The organism is Pseudomonas sp. QLc11A (genome assembly GCF_052112305.1).
GTDB classification, from domain to species: Bacteria; Pseudomonadota; Gammaproteobacteria; order Pseudomonadales; family Pseudomonadaceae; genus Aquipseudomonas; species Aquipseudomonas laurylsulfatiphila.
Genome location: NZ_JAVAJJ010000013.1, coordinates 54,655 through 74,894, shown reverse-complemented (window position 1 = coordinate 74,894; position 20,240 = coordinate 54,655). Strand labels below are relative to the sequence as shown.

The following is a 20,240-nucleotide window of genomic DNA, read 5'->3' as shown; positions in this document are numbered from 1 at the left end:
CACACCATCGCGAGCAGGCTCGCTCCTACAAGGGATTGGGATTAACCCCTTAGCTTTCGGTATATTCCTTTTCTTTTTTTGCACGGAACGCCCATGTCGTCCCTGACTCCCTTGAACCACCTGATTACCCGCTTCCAGGAGCAGACGCCGATCCGCGCCAGTTCCTTGATCATCACGTTGTACGGGGATGCCATCGAACCCCATGGCGGCACCGTGTGGCTGGGCAGCCTGATTCAGTTGCTCGAACCCATCGGCATCAACGAACGGCTGATCCGCACTTCGATTTTTCGCCTGACCAAGGAAGGCTGGCTGACCGCCGAGAAAGTCGGTCGCCGCAGTTACTACAGCCTGACCGGCACCGGCCGTCGCCGTTTCGACAAGGCCTTCAAACGGGTCTACAGCACCACGATGCCGGCCTGGGATGGTTCCTGGTGCCTGGTGATGCTCTCGCAACTGACCCAGGACAAACGCAAACAGGTGCGCGAGGAACTGGAATGGCAAGGCTTCGGCGCGATTTCGCCGGTGGTGCTGGCCTGTCCGCGCAGCGACCGGTCCGACGTCAACGCGACCCTGCTCGACCTCGGCGCCCAGGAGGACACCATCGTCTTCGAAACCACCGCCCAGGACGTCCTGGCCTCCAAGGCCCTGCGCCTGCAGGTACGCGAGAGCTGGAACATCGAGGAGCTGGCCGCGCACTACAGCGAGTTCATCCAGTTGTTCCGGCCGCTGTGGCAAGCCCTGCGCGAGCAGGAAAACCTGCAACCGGCCGACTGCTTCCTGGCGCGGGTGCTGTTGATTCACGAGTACCGCAAGCTGCTGCTGCGCGACCCGCAACTGCCGGACGAGTTGCTGCCCGGCGACTGGGAAGGCCGCGCCGCCCGCCAGTTGTGCCGCAACATTTACCGTTTGATCTACGCCAAGGCCGAAGAATGGCTGAACGCTGCACTGGAAACGGCCGACGGCCCGTTGCCGGATGTCGGTGAAAGCTTCTATCGGCGTTTTGGCGGACTGAAATAGCACGTCATTGTTCAGGGAGTGGTGCGGTTCAGGAGACTCGAAGCATCCGGTGTCGTGTGGATTGACGTAGACAATAAAAATAAGCCTGCGTGAGGCCTGACATGATTTCTACAACAGCACAGCGCCAGGATGGGTTCGACCAGTGGATCCATCAGATCAACCAGATCTGTGGCGCCTTCAACGCACAACCCCTGGGCAGCGAGTTTGCCGGGCGCATCCGCGAATACCAGAGCGATGCGCTCAAACTCAGTTTCGTCGACGTGTGCCAGGCGCGGTTGTACCGTACGCCCCAGGAAGTCGCGGCGGGCGAGGGCGGCAAGTACTTCGCGGTGTTCCAGCTCGACGGCACGGCGGGCATGGCCCAGGGCGACGACAAGGTCTTGTTGTCCCCCGGCGACATCACGCTGATCGATGCCTCCCGCCCCAGCGATTTCACCTACGGCGAAAACTCCCGGCAGTTGTCGCTGATCCTGCCGTATCAACTGGTCGAGCAAACCCTGCGCTTCAACCCGGTCAAGTGCGGCCACCGGATTGCCGCGACCTCGCCCATCGCCATGCTCTCGCACCGGCTGATCCTCGACGCCACCCGCCAGCAGCACCTGACCCGCCAGGAAAGCGAAGCGACCCTGGAGGCGATCGTCAGCCTGCTGCGCCCGGCGATCAGCCAGGTTGACGATTGCACCGATGCCCATGAGCGGATCTTCCGCAAGACGCTCACCTGTATCGACGAAAACATTCGCTCCGAAGACCTGTGCCCGGAATGGCTGGCGCGGGAAGTCGGCATGTCCACCCGTGGCCTGTACCGGATGTTTGCCAAGAAGGGATTGGTGGTGGCGCGCTACATCAAGAACCGTCGCCTGGACCTGTGCGCCGAATCCCTGCGCCAATCGGGCACGGAGCAGAAGTTGTCGGTGCTGGGGTATTCGTGGGGGTTTTCCGATTCGAGCTACTTCTCCACCGCGTTCAAATCGCGTTTCGGCATTGCGCCGGGGGAGTATCGCAAGCGGTATGCCTGATCGGTTGAACACCGGTCAACCCTGTAGGAGCGAGCTTGCTCGCGATGGTCGTCAACGATAACGCGCGAATTCTGGAGAAACGCGGTGTCTTTGAGATCTTCGCGAGCAGGCTCGCTCCTACAGGTATTGCATACGACCTGTTTACTTTGGTGCGCTGAGGTTCAAGGTCGGCGTTTCATCGAAGAAGTTCCACGGCTTGAGCAGCACATGCACCCACTCGGTCGGCATGATCGGCCATTCCTCGGCGCGGGCGATGTGGGTGGTGCCGGTGGTCAGCCAGACCACATCGTCGGTGTTCTCGATGGAGTGGTTGTCCTGGGTGAACTGCCCCAGGCCCGAGTCCTTGTCCGAGCGGTTCGGGTACTTGCCTTCCGGGTACTTTTCCTCGGGATTGTATTGGGTCACCCACAGTTGCTTGTCCATGAAACTCAGGCGGTGGTAGAGCCATTCGTCCTTGCCGAAGTTGGCGCCCTTGGCCACCGGGTGGGTGCCGCCGGCGTACGGAATCAGTTGATAGGAAACCGGGTTGCCGACCTTGTTCTCCTTGCTGAAGTTGGTCAGCAGGCGCACGGTCGACGGGTCGAATTTCTGCGCCGCTTGCTGCTCGGTGCCGACCACTTTGGTTTCGGTCTGCATGGTGCTGGTGCGCGGGCCGCCACGGTCGTTGGGCAGCACCACCGGGTTCACTTCCACCAGTGAGTTCTGCTCGCCGTCCACGTCCATGTCGAGACGGAAGTTGTAGATGTGCTGGTGCGTGGTGCCGACGATGTTGTGATCGAGCAGGGTGCCGTAGCGCGTGTCTTCCCTGGCGGTGTCTTCGTGCATGGTTTTGGATTTCACGCCCTTGACCGCTTCGATGCCGGTGGCGCCGGCGTCGATGCCGATGGTGCCGTTCTGCTGGAAGACCCAGTCGAAGATGTAGTCGTAGTTGCCCACTGTGCTGATCCAGCGCACCACCAGTTCACGACGCTCGGTGCTGAGGTTGGGCTGGCCCATTTCCTGGTGTTTGTACTCGGGCCCGGCGTAGCGCTCGAACACCGCCATGGCGCGCGGGATAGCGGTCGGTGCGCCGGTGTAGTCGGCGATGGTGGCGTCCAGCAGCACGGCGTTTTGCGGGGCGTCCTTGCCACGGGCGATCGGCGAGGTCAGGGTGCCCATGCCGTAGTCGCCGGAGTCGAGGTAGGCCTTGAAGTACCAGCCGATGTCCGGGTCGCCGTAAGGCACGATCATGCCGCCCAGCGAGCCTTCGTACATGATCTTGCGTTTCTTGCCCTTGTCGTCGTAGGTGACGGTGGACAGGATCGGCCCGACCCGCGAATCGAGGCGAACGTGGAAGTCCCAGTTTTGCCAGTGAATGCTGTTGCCGCTGATGGTGTAGTTCTTGCCCTCGGGCTCGATGATTTCCAGCGGCTTGACTGCGACACCCTGGCGTCCGCGCCCGTCATACGGCGTCGGTTTCATCGGCACCGGAATCAGCGCGTCGTCTTCGATCTTGATCAGCTTCTTCTGTTCCAGGTCGACAATCGCCACCAGGCCCTCGATCGGGTGCGCCCAGTAGTTGCCGTCACCGGTGTTGAGGTAGCTGACGATTTTCAGCAGGCGCTTGTCCTGCGCCAGGCCGTCCTTGCCGTCGAAGTAACCGACGGTCAGGGGCGTGGCCACGACCTTCTTCACGTCGTTGATGCCGCGCTTGGCCAGGGCCTGGGCGTATTCCGGGCTGGTCTCGACGGCCGATTGCACCGTTGCGAAGTCGTCCAGCAAGACCATGCCGTGGGCGCCTTCGATGGGCTTCCAGGACTTGAGTGTCTTAGTGTCGAGATCCACCAGCGCTTCGATCACGTGTTTGCCGTCGAGCACCACGATTGAGGCCTCGCGCGGCTGGGCGGTGTTCTGCCCGGTGAGGGCGAAGTTCCACACCTGATCCTTGGGCGGCGCCTTGACCGAGACTTCGGTGAAGCGGAAACCGGGCTTGTAGTTGTCCGATTTCTTGACGATGTCCACGGCCGTGGTGATTTCGGCGGCGCTCAGGGGATTGAGCGGGTTGGGGCGGGGCTCGACGACGAAGGTCTTGTCCAGCCCGGACTGGAACACCTGGTTGATGAAGTCGGTGGACATGAACGCCTTATGGTCCTTGAACACCACCGGCACCGTCAGCTCGATGCGCTTGCCGTTGAGCATGGCCACTTTGCTGTCGGGCTTGACCTTGAGATAGACCCCGTCCTTGGCAATGGTGAACAGGTTGGCGTAGTCGTCCCATTTCACCGTGGCACCAAAGGCCTCCAGACCCTCTTGCAGCGGCACCATGTCGGCATGACCGCCGTGGGCCTGGGCATTGCCCGCCCAGTAAGGCAGGCCCAGCGTGATAGCCAGGGCGAGACGGGCCAGCGGTTTTCTGTTTCGCAATGCAAGGGAGGTGAACATTCTGGGTTCCTTCGGAAAAGCCGATAACAGCCATGCCCGCACTTTGCTACAGCCAGTGAATAGCTGCATTGGGATTCCTGCCAAAAACCTTTGGATCTGTGCCTGATTGAGCGTAGTCGGGCGGATTCTGACTGTTTTGCTATAGGTCGTCGTACAACAATGAAGGATCGATGACCCTCTTTCAAAACTGACAAGGGAGCAAGCCACGCGTCGCGGTACCTGTGTCCAGGAGCCTGTTTCACGGGTTTATTCGATTATATGTCGCATTTTCAGGGCGGTCAGGCCGTTCAGGTCTAAGGAGTTTTCTTGTTGACAGTGGCCCATGGGACTGGCTATAAATCGCTTAAGTCATACGACGACATATGACATGCACGTCCAAACTAAAAATAAAAAGAGTGTCGACCCCAACATGAATCCAATCGCCTCCCTCTCGCCCCCGAAGTTCTCGTGTTCAGCCACCGGCTTCTATGTCCACACACCCTTGCGCCCGTTACCCGTGACAACCCGTCACTGACTCGCGGGAGAAACGCAGGCTGAGCAATCAGTCGCTGTTTCCCAGTGAGTTGTCTGATGAGTTGTCCGAAATCAGTTGGCCCAATCCCTCGGCGGAAAATGGCCCGTTTCGTCGTGGACCGATGCATTGAAGTGAAGCCCGGCGGCCCAATCGATCTCGTTTTGCACCGAGAGATCATCACCAAAAATCTACAATAAAGTGATGCCATGAACCTCAACGAGCCCATTACTGCGCAACGCGTCAGCCAGTCTGTCGGTAAATACCGATGGACCATTTGTGCATTGTTGTTTTTTGCAACCACCGTCAATTACCTCGACCGCCAGGTGCTCAGCCTGCTGGCGCCGGAGCTGTCGAGGCAATTTGGCTGGAGCAACACCGATTACGCCAACATTGCCGCGGTCTTCCAGTTCACTTACGCGATTTCCATGCTGTTCGCGGGCCGTGTGGTCGACAAGATCGGCACCAAGGCTGCTTTTGTGTTGGCGATTTGTGTCTGGTCGACCGGCGCCGTCATGCACGCCTTTGCAGAACCCATGGGCGAGGGTATCGCCGCCATCTGTGCCGCGCTTGGTATTGCGGTCATCCCTGTCTCGATCGCCGGCTTCATGCTGTCGCGCGCCGTGCTGGCGGTCGGTGAATCGGCCAACTTTCCGGCCGCAATCAAGGTCACCGCTGAGTATTTCCCGAAGAAAGAACGCTCCTTCGCCACCGGGATCTTCAACTCCGGGGCCAACGTCGGCGCGATCCTGGCACCCATTTCGGTGCCGCTGATTGCTGCCCTGTGGGGCTGGCAGGCAGCGTTCATCGTGATCGGCATGCTGGGCTTTATCTGGATGGGCGTATGGCTGGTGCTGTACGACAAACCGGAGCAGCAGAAGCGCCTGTCGGCGCAGGAACTGGCGCACATTCGCAGTGATTCCCCTGTCAGTGCCGCTGTGCAGACGGGCGTCGGCAAAAAGGTTTCCTGGTTCCAATTGCTGAAATACCGCCAGACCTGGGCGTTCGCCTTCGGCAAGTTCATGACCGACGGTGTGTGGTGGTTCTTTCTGTTCTGGCTTCCGACCTACCTGTCGGAGCAGTACGGCCTCAAAGGCGCAGCAATCGTGGTGCCACTGGCCGTGCTGTACAGCATGACCATGGTGGGCAGTATTGGCGGCGGCTGGTTCCCCAGCTATTTCATGGCACGTGGCGACAAGCCGTATGACGGCCGCATGAAAGCCATGCTGGTGATTGCCGTTTTCCCGTTGGTCGTGCTGTTGGCACAGCCATTGGGTCACATCAGCGTCTGGGTACCGGTGTTGCTCATTGGTGTGGGCGCGTCGGCGCATCAGGCCTGGTCGGCCAACATCTTCACCACGGTGTCCGACATGTTTCCGCAAAAGACCGTCGCATCCGTGGTCGGCATTGGCGGTATGGCGGGTGGGTTGGGCGGCGTCTTGCTGACCAAGATCGGTGGCTGGGTGTTCGACTACTACAAATCGGTGGGTGAAATCCGTACCGGCTACATGATCATGTTCGCCGTCTGCGCGCTGGCCTATCTGGTGGCGTGGAGTGTGATGAAGATGCTGGTGCCTCGCCACAAGGAAATTACCGACCTGTGAATGACGGCTTCGAGGGCATCTGCCAGGCGGACTAACCCGTCGGATTGAACAAGGCCGCTGAGCAATCAGCGGCCTTTTGCGTTTCGGGCTACAGGGAGCGCGTTTGAGGCGGCAAGCGATTGCTTTGGTTTAATAAGAAGCATTACTATTCACGCCCCGTTTCCACAGCACAGCGCAATGACCCTCAAGCTGCCCCGCAGACACGGCTTTTTCGAGCATTACGAAGAGTTGGTTGGTACCTGGACCCGTCGCCTGAGGAATCGTCAGCAGGCCGAGGACCTGGCCCACGATACCTTTGTGCGGGTGCTTGAGTCCGATTCGGCGCGGGTTGAACAGCCCCGGGCGTATTTGCACCAGACCGCGCGCAACATTGCCGTGGATGGGTATCGGCGTGAGGACCGGCGGGGCGCCATGGAGTCAGAGGCGATCGATCTCAGTGAGTCGCCGAGCGGCGACCCGGAGCATTTCATGCACGCGATCCAGCTGGCTGATTCCATCGAACGGGCGCTCACCGAGCTGCCGGTCAACTGCCGCAAGGTGTTTGTCTGGCAGAAAATCGAGGGCCTGACCCAGGCCGAAATCGCCGAACGCCTGGGACTGTCCAAGAACATGGTGGAAAAGTATATGATCCGCACGCTTCGGCACCTGCGTGATCGCCTGGACGGGTTGCAGTCATGATCTGTCGCGCCATCTCCTCCCCAGCCAAACAGGAACTTCCATGATGGATACTCGTGATTGTGCGTGCGGGAAAACAACGGTTCGCGATGACGCGGCGCTATGGTTTGTACGTTTGCAGGAGCCTGTCGTCGATGTCGAAGTGCGTCGCCGGTTTCAGGCCTGGCTGGACGAACACCCCCAACACCGAAACGAATTCGAAGTGCTCCAGGGGGTGTGGCGCGCCGCCGATTTGCTTCCGGCGGCGCGTTTGCGTGCCTTGTGTGAAACTCCGCCTGCCCTGAAAAAAACTCGTCCGGTGCTGCGTTACGCGGTAGCCGCCAGCGTGCTCGCGGTGGCGCTTGGCCTGGGTCTGTTCAGCAGCCTGAACCATCCGGCGCCTTACACGGCCGAGTTTTCAACGGCCCTGAATGAGCGGCGCCATGTGGCGTTGCCGGATGGTTCGGCGGTGGATCTGGACAGCCGCAGCCGGATTCAGGTGCGTTTTGAAAAGGCTCAACGCCACGTTGAGCTGAGCGAAGGCGAAGCGATGTTCAGGGTCGCGCACGACACCCGCCGACCCTTTGTGGTCGAGTCGGGCAGCGGCAAGGTCACGGTCACCGGCACCCGGTTCGACGTACGCCGTGGCGCCAGCGAAACCCGGGTGGTGGTGGAGCAGGGCACGGTCAAGGTCCAGGGGCGCGAGGCTGCCGATAACGATTTCATCAATCTGACAGCGGGCCTGGGCACCCACGTCGATGCCCAGGGCAAGGTCGCGGCCGCCTACGCCGTCAACCCGGCGGAAATGACTGCCTGGCGCAGCGGCAAACTGGTGTTCAACAACGCCCGCCTGGCCGACGTCGCCGAGCAGGTCTCACGTTATCGGGAGAAACCGCTCAAGGTCGCCAGCGCAGCGGTCGGCGATCTGCGCCTGACCAGCGTGTTCAAGTCCGACAACACCGACGCACTGCTCAAGGCCTTGCCGAGCATTCTGCCGGTGGCCGTGCGCACCCTTGGCGATGGCAGCCAGGAAATAATTTCAAAATAAAATTCAGGTTTTTTTCGAGTTCATCGTCTTCCTGTTCAACTGCAACTGGTTTGCATTAACAAGCGCACACTCTTGCGATCCACAGGATTACGTTCGACGTGAAAAACTCCACCGCTAAAAACAACAAATTCCCCTGGTTGCCGCTGGCGCTCGCCCTGGCGGTCAACGTTGCGCTGCCCCAGGCCCTTGCCGCCGACGGCATCCGCATCCCGGCGCAACCCTTGGGACAAGCCTTGAGCCAATTGGGCCAGCAAACCTCGCTTCAGGTGTTCTTCAGCCCTGAGCTGGTCGCCGGCAAACAGGCTCCGGCGGTGGACGGCAATATGTCCCCGGAAGACGCACTGCGCCAGTTGCTGCAAGGCAGCGGCCTGCAATACCAGATCGATGAAGGTTCGGTGACCCTGATGCCGGCGCCGACTTCGGCGGCCAACGGCCCGCTGGAGCTTGGCGTGACCGACATCAAGGTGGTGGGCGACTGGCTCGATGACGCCGATGCCGTCTTGGTGCAGAACCACCCTGGCGCACGAACGGTGGTGCGCCGCGAAGCCATGATCGAGCAGGGCGCGATGAACGTCGGCGACGTGTTGAAACGGGTTCCCGGCGTGCAAGTGCAGGACGCCAACGGCACCGGTGGCAGCGACATTTCCCTCAACGTCGGCGTGCGCGGCCTGACTTCGCGCCTGTCGCCTCGCTCCACCGTGCTGATCGACGGCATCCCGGCGGCGTTCGCGCCCTACGGGCAGCCACAACTGTCCATGGCACCGATTTCCTCCGGCAACCTCGACAGCATCGACGTGGTACGCGGTGCCGGCTCCGTGCGCTACGGGCCGCAAAACGTCGGCGGTGTGATCAACTTCGTGACCCGCGCGATCCCGGAACAGGCCTCCGCGGAAATCGGCACCACCCTGGAAACGTCGCAGCACGGTGGCTGGAAACACATCGACACGGCGTTCATGGGCGGCACCGCCGACAACGGCATGGGCGTGGCGCTGTTGTACTCCGGCGTGAACGGCAACGGTTACCGTGAAAGCAACAACGGTAACGACATCGACGACGTGATCCTCAAGACCCATTGGGCGCCGACCGATGTCGACGATTTCAGTCTCAACTTCCACTACTACGACGCCAAGGCCGACATGCCCGGCGGCCTGACCCAGGCGCAGTACGACGCCGACCCGTTCCAGTCGGTGCGCGACTACGACAGCTTCAGCGGCCGTCGCAAGGATGTGTCGTTCAAGTGGGCGCGGCAGATCGACGATCGCACCCAGGCCGAAGTGCTGACCTACTACACCGACAGTTTTCGTGGCAGCACCATCGCCTCACGTGACCTGAAGACACTCAATTCCTATCCGCGCAGCTACTACACCTTCGGTATCGAACCACGGGTCTCCCATGTGTTTGATGTGGGCCCGACCACCCAGGAAGTCAGCGTCGGTTATCGCTACCTGAAGGAAGCCATGCACGAAGAGGCCAGCCGAGTGGCGCTGGTCAACAACGAGCCCGTCGTGCGTCCGGGGGCGGACGGCCATGTCTATCAGGACCGCACCGGTGGAACCGAGGCCAATTCGGTCTACGTCGACAACAAGATCGACGTGGGCAACTGGACCGTCACCCCGGGTATTCGCTTCGAGCACATCAGCACCGATTGGCATGACCGGCCGGTACTCGATAATGCCGGTAAACCGGTGCCGGAGAAAAAACGCAGCATCGAAAGCAACGAGCCGCTGCCGGCCCTGAGCGTGATGTACCACATGTCCGAGGCCTGGAAGCTGTTCGCCAACTACGAAACCTCATTCGGCGCGCTGCAGTATTTCCAGCTGGGGCAGGGCGGTATCGGTGATGAGCCTGCCAACGGCCTGCAGCCGGAAAAGGCCAAGACCTACGAAATCGGTACGCGCTACAACGATGACGTGTGGGGCGGTGAGGTGACGCTGTTCTACATCGACTTCGACGACGAACTGCAATACATCAGCAACGATGTGGGCTGGACCAACCTCGGCGCGACCAAGCACCAGGGCATCGAAACCTCGGTGCACTACGATATGGCGGCGCTGGATCCACGCCTCGACGGCCTGAGCGCCAACGCCGGTTTCACCTACACCCGTGCCACTTATGAAGGTGAAATCCCGGGCTTCAAGGGCCGTGATCTACCGTTCTACTCCCGTCAGGTGGCCACCGCCGGCCTGCGTTACGACATCAACCGCTGGACCTGGAACCTCGATGCGTTCGCCCAGTCGAAACAGCGCTCGCCGGGCACCGGGGTGAACGCCGATGGCAGTTTCAACGGCAACTACATCACCGAAGGCTCCGCCGACGGCCAGTTCGGCGACATTCCGGGTTATGTGACCTGGAACGTGCGTAGCGGCTATGACTTTGGCCCGCAGGTGTCGAACCTGAAGCTGGGTGCCGGGGTGAAAAACATCTTCGACAAGCAGTACTTCACCCGCTCCAGCGACAACAACTCGGGCATGTACGTCGGCGCGCCGCGGACGTTCTTTGTGCAGGCCAGTGTCGGGTTCTAGCCCATCTGTGGCGAGGGGGCTTGCCCCCGTTGGGCCGCGAAGCGGTCCCGAATCCGGTAACTTCAGTTCTACAGATAGAACGCATTAGCCGATTTGCGACTGCTGCGCAGCCGAACGGGGGCAAGCCCCCTCGCCACAATTTAGACTTTCAACACCCTCCCGCCAATGGCCACCGCCACCAGCAGCACCGCCATCAACCCGAAGGCAAAACTCAAGCTGGCGCCATGGGCGACAAAGCCGATCAGCGCAGGCCCTGCGAGTATTCCCGCATAACCCAGGGTGGTGATGGCCGGCACGGCGATGCTTTCGGGCATGACCGTCTGCTTGCCCACGGCGGTGTACAACACCGGCACGATGTTCGAGCAACCGGCGCCCAGCAGCGCGTAACCCACCAGCGCCGCCTCCCAGCTCGAGGCGAACGTCGCCAGAAACAAGCCCGCGGCAGCCGTCAGCCCGCCGAACACAATCACCCGTGTCGCGCCCAACCGCCGTACGATTTTGTCACCGGTCAAACGCCCGGCCGTCATGGTCAAGGCAAACGCCGCATAGCCGAGGCCCGCATACGCCGTGTCGATGCCACGTTCCTGTGCCAGGAATACCGCGCTCCAGTCCAGCGCCGCGCCTTCGGCGAGGAACACGATAAAGCACATGCCACCGATAAACAGGACGATGCCATGGGGCACCGCGAACGCCGGCCCTGAGCTCTCACTGCCGTAGGGCAACAGGTGCGGCACGGCCCTGGCCAATGCGATCAGCAGCATCACGATCACCACCAGCGTGGCCCCCAGCGGTGAAATCCCCAGGCCCAGCAAGCCGCTGACGCCCGCTGCGCCGACAATCCCGCCGAGGCTGAACAGGCCATGGAAACCCGACATCATGTTTTTGCCGCTGGCGCGCTCGACGATCACCGCTTGCAGGTTGACCGTCGAATCCACTGTGCCGAGGCCCGCGCCGAACATGAACAGCGCCGCGATCAAGGCCGGAATCGATGACACCGTGGCCAGCAGCGGCAGGGCGGCACAGATCAGCAAGGTCCCACCGGTCGTCACCCGCCGGCAGCCGAAACGCGTGGCCAGGATCCCGGCCATCGGCATCGCCAGGATCGAACCCACCCCCAGACACAGCAGCAACAGGCCCAGGGTGCCTTCATCCAGCCCGGCCCGGGCCTTGGCATAGGGCACCAGCGGCGCCCACGCGGCGATACCGAACCCGGCAATGAAAAAGGCGATGCGCGTGGACATCTGTTCCAGGCGGCCGGGAACGAAGGTGGTTTGGCTGTTGAGGCTGGTCATATCAATCCCTGGCAAAAATGTTACGTCCTCAACGGACAGTGATCGATCGAGGAGGGTTCGATCAGTGCCCGGAAAGTTTTACGGTCAAACAGGGCGACATCGTTGCACAGCGCCGCTGTTTTTCGCGATATGTTGAGCCATTCCAATGACACACGGAGGGCGCCATGGCGCAGAGGTACGATGCACGGGGCAATATTTACATCGTGGTAGCGCCCGAAGAATTGCGCCACCAGGGCATCGACTTGCCCGATCAGGCCAGCCACGCGGCACAAACTCGTCAGGCTTGGGCTGTGGCGGCCATCGAAGCCTGCTGCAACTGGGCACCCGGCACCCAACCGGCCGGCAGCAAGGATCATCGCAGCGACGGATTGCTGGTCGGACCGTTCCAGTCCTCGCCACCCTTTGACCTGCTGATCGTCAACACCGACGGGACCCTGGCCGAACGCAGTGGCAACGGCCTGACGATTTTTTCCCAGGCCTTGAGCGACCAAGGGCTTTTACCCCGCGACGAAGCCTGTCTGCTCAGGGTTCACCACGACAAGTCCGACACGCCTTCACCGGGGCAGACTTCGGTGAAAGCCGCTGAAGTCGAGGACGTGCAGGGTTTCTGGCTTGACCTGGGCCAGCCTGGTTTCGGGCCGTCGGCGGTCAGTGCCGAGGGCGTTGAAACGGCGCTGTTGGATGGCCGCGAACTCAGCCATGTCAAACCGCTGTCGGCCCTCAATGGCGCATGGTCGCGCAGCCAGTTCGCGCGGGTCGGCAATCCGCATTGCGTGACGCTGGTCGAAAACGCCGACGATTTGCCGAGCAACGAGCAGATGCGAGAACCGGCGTTGGGTGACGGGTTGATGCGAATTGCCTACGCCATGCCGGTCGGTGCAGGCAAACCCTGTACGGCGGGGATCAATCTGCAATGGGCGATGCGCTTGTCCGAAGGACACATCGCCGCGCGGGTATTCGAGCGTGGCGAGGGGCCGACAGCGTCTTCGGGGACCAGCGCCAGTGCGGTGGCCTGTGCGGCCTGGCGCGTGGGTTGGGTCAGCGCCGGGGAAGTGAAGGTGACGATGCCGGGTGGCACGGCGCCGATCTTGCTGGAAGAGGAGCAGGGGGAGTTGAGTCGGGTCAGTCTGTTTGGTACGGCTCGAATGATTGATTGACTTCAAAATAGCCTTCGCGGGCAAGCCCGCTCCCACAGGGTTTTGTGAACAACATCAATCCAGTGTGGGAGCGAGCCTGCTCGCGAAGTGGTCAGTTCGGGTCAATGCAAATCTCAGCTCAGACCAGCGAACTCCACCACCGGCATCGTCCGCTTCATCAACACCTTGCCCTCGCGCACCGAGTACAGCGGCAACCCCTGGCTGCGGATCACCTCGTAATCACTCTCCGCCGACAGAATCAGCAGGTTCGCTGGACGCCCGCGCTCCAGGCCATAGCGCTCGCCGAGGTTCATGGCCTTGGCGCTGTTGTCCGTCACCAGGTCCAGCGCGCTTTGCAGGTTGCGATAACCGAGCATGTGGCAGATGTGCAGCCCGGCCTCGAGCACCCGCAGAATGTTGCCGTTGCCCAGCGGGTACCACGGATCGACGATGGAGTCCTGGCCAAAGCACACGTTCATGCCCGCTTCCAGCAACTCGTTGACCCGGGTCACGCCCCGGCGTTTCGGGAAGCTGTCGAAGCGACCTTGCAGGTGGATGCTTTCGGTGGGACAGGAGACGAAGCTGATCCCCGAATGCCCGAGCAAGCGAAACAGCTTGGCGCAGTAGGCGTTGTCGTAGGAGCCCATGGCCGTGGTGTGGCTGGCCGTGACCCGCGAACCCATGTCGCGGCTGCGGGCCTCTTCGGCGAGCACTTCGAGAAAGCGTGAATGCGGGTCGTCGGTTTCGTCGCAATGCACGTCGACCAGGCAACCGCTGCGTTCGGCCAGGTCCATGAGGAACTTCACCGAACTGACACCCTGGTCGCGGGTGTACTCGAAATGCGGAATGCCACCGACCACGTCCGCGCCCATGCGGATCGCCTCTTCCATCAACTCGCGACCATTGCGGTACGACTCGATGCCTTCCTGAGGGAACGCGACGATTTGCAGGTCGACCAGGTGCCGGCTTTCCTCACGCACTTCGAGCATTGCCTTGAGCGCGGTCAGTTGCGGGTCGGTGACGTCGACGTGGGTGCGCACATGCTGGATGCCATGGGCGGCGAGGGCCTGGATGGTTTTTTTGGCGCGGGTCTTGGTGTCTTCGTGGGTGATGGTCGCCTTGCGTTCGCCCCAGCACTCGATGCCTTCGAACAGCGTGCCGCTCATGTTCCAGCGCGGCTCGCCGGCGGTCAGGGTGGCGTCGAGGTGGATGTGCGGCTCGACAAAAGGCGGCACTACCAGATTGCCGCCGGCATCCAGGTCGCCAGGGCCCAGGGTCGGGGCCTCGATCTGGCGGGCGATGCTGCTGATCAGGCCGTTTTCCAGGTTCAACTCATGCAGGCCTTCCTGGTTGCGCAGACGGGCGTTGATGATGTGCATCGGGCGAGTCCTTTTAGCGAGTCGTATTGGCAATACCTTTACGTTAGCTCGCCAACGGCGGTCCCCGCCAGTGACATTGATCACTGTAGAACCAATGTGGGAGCGAGCCTGCTCGCGAAGGCGGTGTGTCAGCCCATTCGATGTCGGAGGTGACATTGTCTTCGCGAGCAGGCTCGCTCCCACAGGGGATTGGGTTTGTTCAGGAGAATTGTTACAGGGGCAGGAATCGCAGCAACGCCGCGACTATGGCTTCAGGCGCATCTTCCTGAACCAGATGACCGGCGTTGGGTATCGGATGGAACTGCGCGCCGGGAATCATCTGCTGCAAGGCCCGCCCGCGTTCGACGGGAATCCACTGATCGTCTTCACCCCAGAGAATCTGCACCGGGCAGCGAATCGTCGGGTACAGACCTTCGGCCTCACGGGTATAGCGCTCGTCCATCTGCGCGATCTGCCGGTAGAACGCCGCTTGCCCCCGCTCCCCCAGCCACGGCAGAACGTAGGGGGCGAGTTCGGCGTCGGGGATTTCGCGCTGGATGGCCCCGCGAATGTAGGTCGGCACGATGGCCCGCTGGATGTAATCGGGCAGTCCGCTGAACGCCGCTTCATGCTGGCGCACATGCTGCACGAATGACGAACCCCAGGGCGTCAGCGCCACCGGATCGATCAGCGTCAGGCTGCGGTAATCCTTGCCGTTGAGCAGATGCGCGCGCAGGGCGGTGGCGCCGCCGAAGTCGTGGGCCACCATGTCGGGGCGATCCAGGCCCCAATGCTCCAGCAACTGCGTCAGCAATTCGTTCTGCACACCCAGGGACACGTCGCCATCGACTTTCTCGGATTGCCCGTAGCCCAGCAGATCGAAATAGTGCACCCGGTGCGTGGTGATGAAGTGCGGGGCAATCCGGTGCCAGACACAGGAGGAGAAGGGCGTCCCATGCACGAACACCAGCGGCGGGCCATCGCCACGCACGGCGTAGCGCACGGAGTGCCCTTTGAAGCTATAGGTCTGGGGCAGTGGCCAGTCAGTCATGGGCTTGTCCTCTTGGCGGGGGAAGAGGCAAAAAGCATAGGCATAAAAAAACAGCCGATGAAGGCTGTTCTTTATTTCTCTGACAAAACGCTGTTCCCCTGTAGGAGCGAGCTTGCTCGCGAAGAACGTCAACGATTACGCGTGGTATCTGGCAGCCCGCGGTGCTCTGGCGTCCATCGCGAGCAGGCTCGCTCCTACAAGGGGGCGGTGTCTTTATTCGCCGCGATAGATGCAGCCGCTGGTGCAGGTTTCGTGGATACGAATCGCACTGAGCTCCGGCAACAACGGCTTCATCTCATTCCAGATAAACTTGGCCAACACTTCGCTGGTCGGGTTTTCCAGGCCAGGAATGTCGTTCAGGTAGTTATGGTCCAGACGCTCGTACAGCGGCTTGAAGATCGCCTTGATCTCGGAGAAGTCGCGGATCCAGCCGGTGTGCGGATCAAGATCGCCGCTCAAATGGATCGCCACTTTGAACGAGTGACCGTGCAGGCGCCCGCACTTGTGGCCGTCCGGTACGTGGGGCAGGCGGTGGGCGGATTCGAAAGTAAATTCCTTGAAAATTTCCACAGTGTTTTCAGCTCTGTTCAGGTGGCGTTCGCCGCAGCGATTCGGGCAGGCGGCGAGTTTACCAGTTTGTCCTGACTAAAGGGTCAGCAAGCGCTCGCCGAGGCGACCGTTGGCGGCCAGTTCGAGGAATTCATCGCCCAGGCGGCGGCTTTCTTCCATGGTGGTGCGCCAGTATTTCTGCCGGCTCGGGGCGTCGCCCATGAAGCGCTTGAAGTCGTTACGGTCCGGCAGTTTGCCGTAGGGCAGGCGCGCCAGGTATTCCTTCGACGGTGCCAGCAGCAGTACGTTTTGCAAGCGTGCCGGGCAGGCGCGGCGCCATGGCAGGGTCTTGTCGAACCAGCCGGGAATCACCCGGTCGGTGAAATGCGGGTAGAGCACGATGTCATTGCCGCTGTAGGGCAGGTCCAGGTGATAGTCCAGCAGACCGCCGTCGCGGAAGGTGCCGGTGCCGGCGCCCGGCAGGTCGCGCACGCCTTCCATCACCATCGGGATCGAGCCCGAAGCCAGCAGGGCCTGGCGCAAATTGCCGGCATTGAGCGCGACGAAGCGCGACGGGAAGTCGTTCAAGGCGTCGACCGGCGGCGCCAGGCGCGGGTCGTGGATGATCAGGCGTTCGAAGTGCCGGGCCAGCCGCGCCCGGCCGCGCAGGTTGTCGGCGATGACCGAGGACAGGCCCAGCCCCAGGCGACCGCGATGGTCGTCGGCGAGCAGGCCGTGGCTTTTGACCACCATGATGTTCAGGCGGTAGGCGCTGTTGCCGAGGATCGAGGCATCACGACCGTCGAGCAGGTCATTGAGCATGCGCCGCGAGCTCTGGCTGATTTGCGCCATGGTCACGCCCTTGGCAAAGTTTTGCTCGGTGTAAAGCTGCCCGAGACGCCGGATGCCCTCGGCGGCGTCCGGCAGGCAGGCGCTGGCGAAGCGCCAGGAACCCACCGATGCACCAATCAGCGAGCGCTCCCGTGGTGCCGCCGGCAGCCACTCGCCGAACAGCGCCAGGTCCAGCCCCTGAATCCCCAGCGCCTTCGGACCGCCGGCTGCACCGGGCAGGGTGCCGACCTCGGCGGCGTTCAGGCCGCTCTCACGGATGCGCGCAAAAGCTCGCGGACCGGCCTTGAGGGTCAGGGAAGGAAACTTGATGTGGATGGCGGTCATACCGGTCTCGAATGTTGGCAAGCGGGGAAATATAAACACGACATCCCCTGTAGGAGCGAGCCTGCTCGCGATGGTCGTCAACGATTACGCTGGTAACCTGACACCCCGCGGCGTTCCAAGGTCCATCGCTCGCAGGCTCGCTCCTACAGGGGATGTGGTGTGGCCAATGATGGCCATTCAGTTTCAATTAAGTTCATCCGGTTAAGGTGTCGTCCACAGGCAGCACCTGAAGCAATACGGAGACACCCATGAAAACCCCGACAGCCCTGTTCACCGCGTGCATCATCGGCATGATCGCGAGCATCGCCCATGCCCGGGAACTTGGCCCGGATGAAGCGCTGAGATTGCGCGACGCTGGTACCATTGTCTCGTTCGAGACACTCAATGCCAATGCAGTGGCCAGGCATCCAGGCTCCACCGTCAATGAATCCGAGCTGGAGCAGCATTACGGCAGGTACTTGTACAAGGTAGAGCTGCGCGATCCCCAGGGTATCGACTGGGATCTGGAATTAGACGCTGTCAGCGGGCAGGTTCTCAAGGATCATCAGGATTGGTAATGAAGGTGTTTTTATCCAATCGATGCACCGGCAGTCGGATGGCGCTGGTGCTTCTGGCATTTTGCTCGGCAGTGATGGCGCGCGACCTGGACCAGGACGAAGCCCTGCACCTGCGTCAACAGGGCGTGATCCTGCCGCTGGAGCAACTGCTGCAGCAGGCAATGGGTCGCTACCCCGGCGCGAAACTGCTGGAGGCCGAGCTCGAAGAAAAACACGACGTCTACATTTATGAAGTCGAGCTGCTGACCCCTGAAGGCGTGGTCCGCGAACTGGACATCGATGCCACCACCGGCCGTTTACTCAAAGACAAGGAAGACTGATCCATGCGTTTGCTTCTGGTGGAAGACCATGTGCCCCTGGCCGACGAACTGCTGGCCGGTCTCAACCGCCAGGGTTATGCGGTGGACTGGCTGGCCGACGGTCGCGACGCGGTGCATCAGGGCAGCACTGAACCTTACGACCTGATCATCCTCGACCTCGGCTTGCCGGGCGTGCCGGGGCTTGAGGTGCTGGCGCAATGGCGCGCGGCGGGGCTGGCCACGCCGGTGCTGATCCTCACGGCCCGGGATTCCTGGGCCGAACGCATCGAAGGCCTCAAGGCCGGCGCCGACGATTACCTGACCAAACCCTTTCATCCCGAAGAGCTGTTTTTGCGCATCCAGGCGTTGCTGCGCCGCTCCCATGGCCAGGTCAACCAGCCGACGCTCCAGGCCGCCGGGCTGCACCTGGACGAAGGTCGCCAGTGCGTTGTCCGTGACGGTGCGGACATTCAGCTGACCGCCGCGGAGTTTCGCCTGTTGCGTTATTTCATGCTGCACCCCGAGCAGATCCTCTCCAAAAGTCACCTGGCCGAACACCTCTACGACGGTGAAACCGAGCGCGATTCCAATGTGCTGGAGGTCCATGTCAACCATTTGCGGCGCAAGCTCGGCAAAAGCGTGATCGAAACCCGGCGTGGCCAGGGCTACCTGTTCGGCGGGCAAGCCCGGTGAGATCGATCCAGCGTCGCTTGAGCCTGGGCCTGATCAGTGTGATGGTGGTCGTTGGCCTGGTGCTGGCGCAAACCAGCCTGTGGCTGTTCGAAATGGGGTTGCAGCGCTACCTCGAAGCCGGGTTGCGCAATGACAGTGAGAGCCTGCTGGCGGCGCTGGTGCGCGGACCGCAAGGCTTGCAACTGGATGAGCGACGTCTGTCGCCGGCCTATCAGCGGCCGTTTTCCGGGCATTATTTCCGCATCGATTTCACCGATGGCCATTGGCGCTCCCGTTCGTTATGGGATCAGGAACTGCCGGCGCTCGATCACCCCGGCTTGCACGACGATCTGCAACTGGGGCCCGAAGGGCAACAGCTGCTGGTGCTGCGTACGGACTATCGACGCCTGGGGTTGCCGATCTCCATCAGCGTCGCCGAGGATTACACGCCGATACGCGAAAGCTTCCGGCGCGTGCAACAGCTCGGGTTGGGCCTGGGTTTGACCGGGCTGCTGCTGATTCTGTTGCTGCAACGGATAACCGTGCGCCGCGCCTTGCGTCCACTGGAACAGGCCCGCGAGCAGATCGCGCAGTTGCAACAGGGCCAGCGCTCGCAACTCGATGATCAGGTACCGCTGGAGCTGGAGCCACTGGTGGCGCAGATCAACCACTTGCTGGCCCACACCGAGGACAGCCTCAAGCGCTCACGCAATGCCCTGGGCAACCTCGGCCATGCGTTGAAAACACCGCTGGCGGTGCTGTTGAGCCTGGCCTCGAGCGAGCAGCTTGAGGCGCACCCGCAGCTGCGCAAGACCCTCAAGGAACAACTGCAACAGGTCGAGCAACGGCTCAATCGGGAACTCAATCGTGCGCGGTTATCCGGTGATGCTTTGCCGGGTGCGCTGTTTGATTGCGATGCCGAACTCCCCGGGTTGCTGGCAACCCTGAACATGATCCATGGCGAACACCTGGCGCTGAGCTACCGTGCTCCGGCCGGCCTGCAATTGCCCTGGGATCGTGAAGACCTGCTGGAACTGTTGGGCAACCTGCTGGATAACGCCTGCAAATGGGCGGATGCCGAAGTTCGCGTGAGTGTGGCGGAATTGGCGACCGGGTTTGAGCTCAGTGTGGAAGATGACGGCCCGGGCATTCCCCAAGAGCGTCGCGATCAAGTGTTCAGCCGGGGAACGCGGCTGGATGAACAGACCCATGGGCATGGTCTGGGACTTGGTATCGTGCGCGACATCGTTGATAGCTGGGGTGGGAAACTGTCGTTGCTGGAAAGCGAGTGGGGCGGGCTGAAGGTTGTCATCGAATTACCCAAACACACCTGAGGCCACGCCGGGAAACCTGTGGG

17 protein-coding genes are annotated in these 20,240 nt (G+C 61.6%); 11 read left to right on the top strand and 6 right to left on the bottom strand.

What is annotated here, in order from left to right; all coding sequences use genetic code 11:
• The first annotated feature begins 93 nt into the window (after positions 1–93).
• Together paaX and feaR are read left to right on the top strand one after the other, a co-directional pair.
• Positions 94–1,017: a phenylacetic acid degradation operon negative regulatory protein PaaX gene (paaX, locus tag Q8X48_RS19135; protein ID WP_007972019.1), complete on the top strand. Its 924-nt coding sequence runs from the start codon at positions 94–96 to the stop codon at positions 1,015–1,017.
• Positions 1,018–1,118: 101 nt separating this feature from the next.
• Entirely contained in the window at positions 1,119–2,033 is a 915-nt protein-coding gene (gene feaR, locus Q8X48_RS19130; protein ID WP_407801261.1) for a transcriptional regulator FeaR, read from the top strand.
• A 141-nt stretch (positions 2,034–2,174) separates the two neighbouring features.
• Here the strand turns inward: feaR and tynA are convergent, their stop codons facing one another.
• Complete coding sequence (gene tynA / locus Q8X48_RS19125) at positions 2,175–4,454, bottom strand: primary-amine oxidase (RefSeq protein WP_407801262.1); 2,280 nt, start codon at positions 4,452–4,454, stop codon at positions 2,175–2,177.
• A 720-nt stretch (positions 4,455–5,174) separates the two neighbouring features.
• On the opposite strand from tynA, the gene Q8X48_RS19120 reads away from it, so the two are divergent.
• From Q8X48_RS19120 to Q8X48_RS19105, 4 genes are all read left to right on the top strand, one after another.
• Complete coding sequence (locus Q8X48_RS19120) at positions 5,175–6,569, top strand: MFS transporter (RefSeq protein WP_407801263.1); 1,395 nt, start codon at positions 5,175–5,177, stop codon at positions 6,567–6,569.
• Positions 6,570–6,746: 177 nt separating this feature from the next.
• Entirely contained in the window at positions 6,747–7,247 is a 501-nt protein-coding gene (locus tag Q8X48_RS19115) for a sigma-70 family RNA polymerase sigma factor (RefSeq protein WP_015094195.1), read from the top strand.
• Positions 7,248–7,287: 40 nt separating this feature from the next.
• Positions 7,288–8,271, top strand: a complete 984-nt coding sequence (locus Q8X48_RS19110) for a FecR family protein (protein WP_407801264.1) — start codon at positions 7,288–7,290, stop codon at positions 8,269–8,271.
• Positions 8,272–8,369: 98 nt separating this feature from the next.
• Positions 8,370–10,793 carry a TonB-dependent siderophore receptor gene (locus Q8X48_RS19105; RefSeq protein WP_407801265.1) on the top strand — a complete coding sequence of 808 codons (2,424 nt, stop codon included), beginning with the start codon at positions 8,370–8,372 and terminating at the stop codon, positions 10,791–10,793.
• 140 nt (positions 10,794–10,933) lie between these two features.
• Here the strand turns inward: Q8X48_RS19105 and Q8X48_RS19100 are convergent, their stop codons facing one another.
• A complete protein-coding gene (locus tag Q8X48_RS19100; protein ID WP_407801266.1) occupies positions 10,934–12,085 on the bottom strand; it encodes an MFS transporter in 1,152 nt (383 codons plus the stop codon).
• Between the two features lie 164 nt (positions 12,086–12,249).
• On the opposite strand from Q8X48_RS19100, the gene Q8X48_RS19095 reads away from it, so the two are divergent.
• Positions 12,250–13,242 carry a diaminopimelate epimerase gene (locus Q8X48_RS19095; protein WP_407801267.1) on the top strand — a complete coding sequence of 331 codons (993 nt, stop codon included), beginning with the start codon at positions 12,250–12,252 and terminating at the stop codon, positions 13,240–13,242.
• 113 nt (positions 13,243–13,355) lie between these two features.
• Here the strand turns inward: Q8X48_RS19095 and codA are convergent, their stop codons facing one another.
• The 4 genes from codA to Q8X48_RS19075 all read right to left on the bottom strand — a co-directional run bounded on the left by codA (position 13,356) and on the right by Q8X48_RS19075 (position 17,355).
• Positions 13,356–14,600 (bottom strand): cytosine deaminase, encoded by a 1,245-nt coding sequence (codA, locus tag Q8X48_RS19090; RefSeq protein WP_407801268.1) that lies wholly within the window; start codon positions 14,598–14,600, stop codon positions 13,356–13,358.
• Between the two features lie 211 nt (positions 14,601–14,811).
• Positions 14,812–15,630 (bottom strand): alpha/beta fold hydrolase, encoded by an 819-nt coding sequence (locus Q8X48_RS19085; RefSeq protein ID WP_407801269.1) that lies wholly within the window; start codon positions 15,628–15,630, stop codon positions 14,812–14,814.
• Between the two features lie 213 nt (positions 15,631–15,843).
• Positions 15,844–16,200: a 6-carboxytetrahydropterin synthase QueD gene (gene queD / locus Q8X48_RS19080; protein ID WP_003223505.1), complete on the bottom strand. Its 357-nt coding sequence runs from the start codon at positions 16,198–16,200 to the stop codon at positions 15,844–15,846.
• Positions 16,201–16,275: 75 nt separating this feature from the next.
• Positions 16,276–17,355: a patatin-like phospholipase family protein gene (locus Q8X48_RS19075; protein ID WP_407801270.1), complete on the bottom strand. Its 1,080-nt coding sequence runs from the start codon at positions 17,353–17,355 to the stop codon at positions 16,276–16,278.
• Positions 17,356–17,603: 248 nt separating this feature from the next.
• On the opposite strand from Q8X48_RS19075, the gene Q8X48_RS19070 reads away from it, so the two are divergent.
• From Q8X48_RS19070 to Q8X48_RS19055, 4 genes are read left to right on the top strand one after another with little or no spacing between them, the layout of a single operon-like run.
• Complete coding sequence (locus Q8X48_RS19070) at positions 17,604–17,912, top strand: PepSY domain-containing protein (RefSeq protein ID WP_015094203.1); 309 nt, start codon at positions 17,604–17,606, stop codon at positions 17,910–17,912.
• Complete coding sequence (locus tag Q8X48_RS19065) at positions 17,912–18,232, top strand: PepSY domain-containing protein (RefSeq protein ID WP_095968065.1); 321 nt, start codon at positions 17,912–17,914, stop codon at positions 18,230–18,232. The genes Q8X48_RS19070 and Q8X48_RS19065 overlap by 1 nt, the downstream gene beginning before the upstream one ends.
• A gap of 3 nt (positions 18,233–18,235) precedes the next feature.
• Complete coding sequence (locus Q8X48_RS19060; protein WP_218479281.1) at positions 18,236–18,904, top strand: response regulator transcription factor; 669 nt, start codon at positions 18,236–18,238, stop codon at positions 18,902–18,904.
• Positions 18,901–20,217 carry a sensor histidine kinase gene (locus Q8X48_RS19055; protein ID WP_407801271.1) on the top strand — a complete coding sequence of 439 codons (1,317 nt, stop codon included), beginning with the start codon at positions 18,901–18,903 and terminating at the stop codon, positions 20,215–20,217. Before Q8X48_RS19060 ends, Q8X48_RS19055 begins: the two co-directional genes overlap by 4 nt.
• Positions 20,218–20,240: the final 23 nt, after the last annotated feature.

What these genes read in the sequence shown, in the direction of transcription:
- paaX (WP_007972019.1), top strand. Translation starts at nt 94, where the DNA reads ATGTCGTCCCTGACTCCCTTGAACCACCTGATTACCCGCTTCCAGGAG.
- Q8X48_RS19120 (WP_407801263.1), top strand. Translation starts at nt 5,175, where the DNA reads ATGAACCTCAACGAGCCCATTACTGCGCAACGCGTCAGCCAGTCTGTC.
- Q8X48_RS19070 (WP_015094203.1), top strand. Translation starts at nt 17,604, where the DNA reads ATGAAAACCCCGACAGCCCTGTTCACCGCGTGCATCATCGGCATGATC.
- codA (WP_407801268.1), bottom strand. Translation starts at nt 14,600, where the DNA reads ATGCACATCATCAACGCCCGTCTGCGCAACCAGGAAGGCCTGCATGAG.
- Q8X48_RS19060 (WP_218479281.1), top strand. Translation starts at nt 18,236, where the DNA reads ATGCGTTTGCTTCTGGTGGAAGACCATGTGCCCCTGGCCGACGAACTG.
- Q8X48_RS19095 (WP_407801267.1), top strand. Translation starts at nt 12,250, where the DNA reads ATGGCGCAGAGGTACGATGCACGGGGCAATATTTACATCGTGGTAGCG.
- Q8X48_RS19065 (WP_095968065.1), top strand. Translation starts at nt 17,912, where the DNA reads ATGAAGGTGTTTTTATCCAATCGATGCACCGGCAGTCGGATGGCGCTG.
- Q8X48_RS19100 (WP_407801266.1), bottom strand. Translation starts at nt 12,085, where the DNA reads ATGACCAGCCTCAACAGCCAAACCACCTTCGTTCCCGGCCGCCTGGAA.
- Q8X48_RS19075 (WP_407801270.1), bottom strand. Translation starts at nt 17,355, where the DNA reads ATGACCGCCATCCACATCAAGTTTCCTTCCCTGACCCTCAAGGCCGGT.
- Q8X48_RS19085 (WP_407801269.1), bottom strand. Translation starts at nt 15,630, where the DNA reads ATGACTGACTGGCCACTGCCCCAGACCTATAGCTTCAAAGGGCACTCC.
- tynA (WP_407801262.1), bottom strand. Translation starts at nt 4,454, where the DNA reads ATGTTCACCTCCCTTGCATTGCGAAACAGAAAACCGCTGGCCCGTCTC.
- feaR (WP_407801261.1), top strand. Translation starts at nt 1,119, where the DNA reads ATGATTTCTACAACAGCACAGCGCCAGGATGGGTTCGACCAGTGGATC.
- Q8X48_RS19110 (WP_407801264.1), top strand. Translation starts at nt 7,288, where the DNA reads ATGATGGATACTCGTGATTGTGCGTGCGGGAAAACAACGGTTCGCGAT.
- Q8X48_RS19115 (WP_015094195.1), top strand. Translation starts at nt 6,747, where the DNA reads ATGACCCTCAAGCTGCCCCGCAGACACGGCTTTTTCGAGCATTACGAA.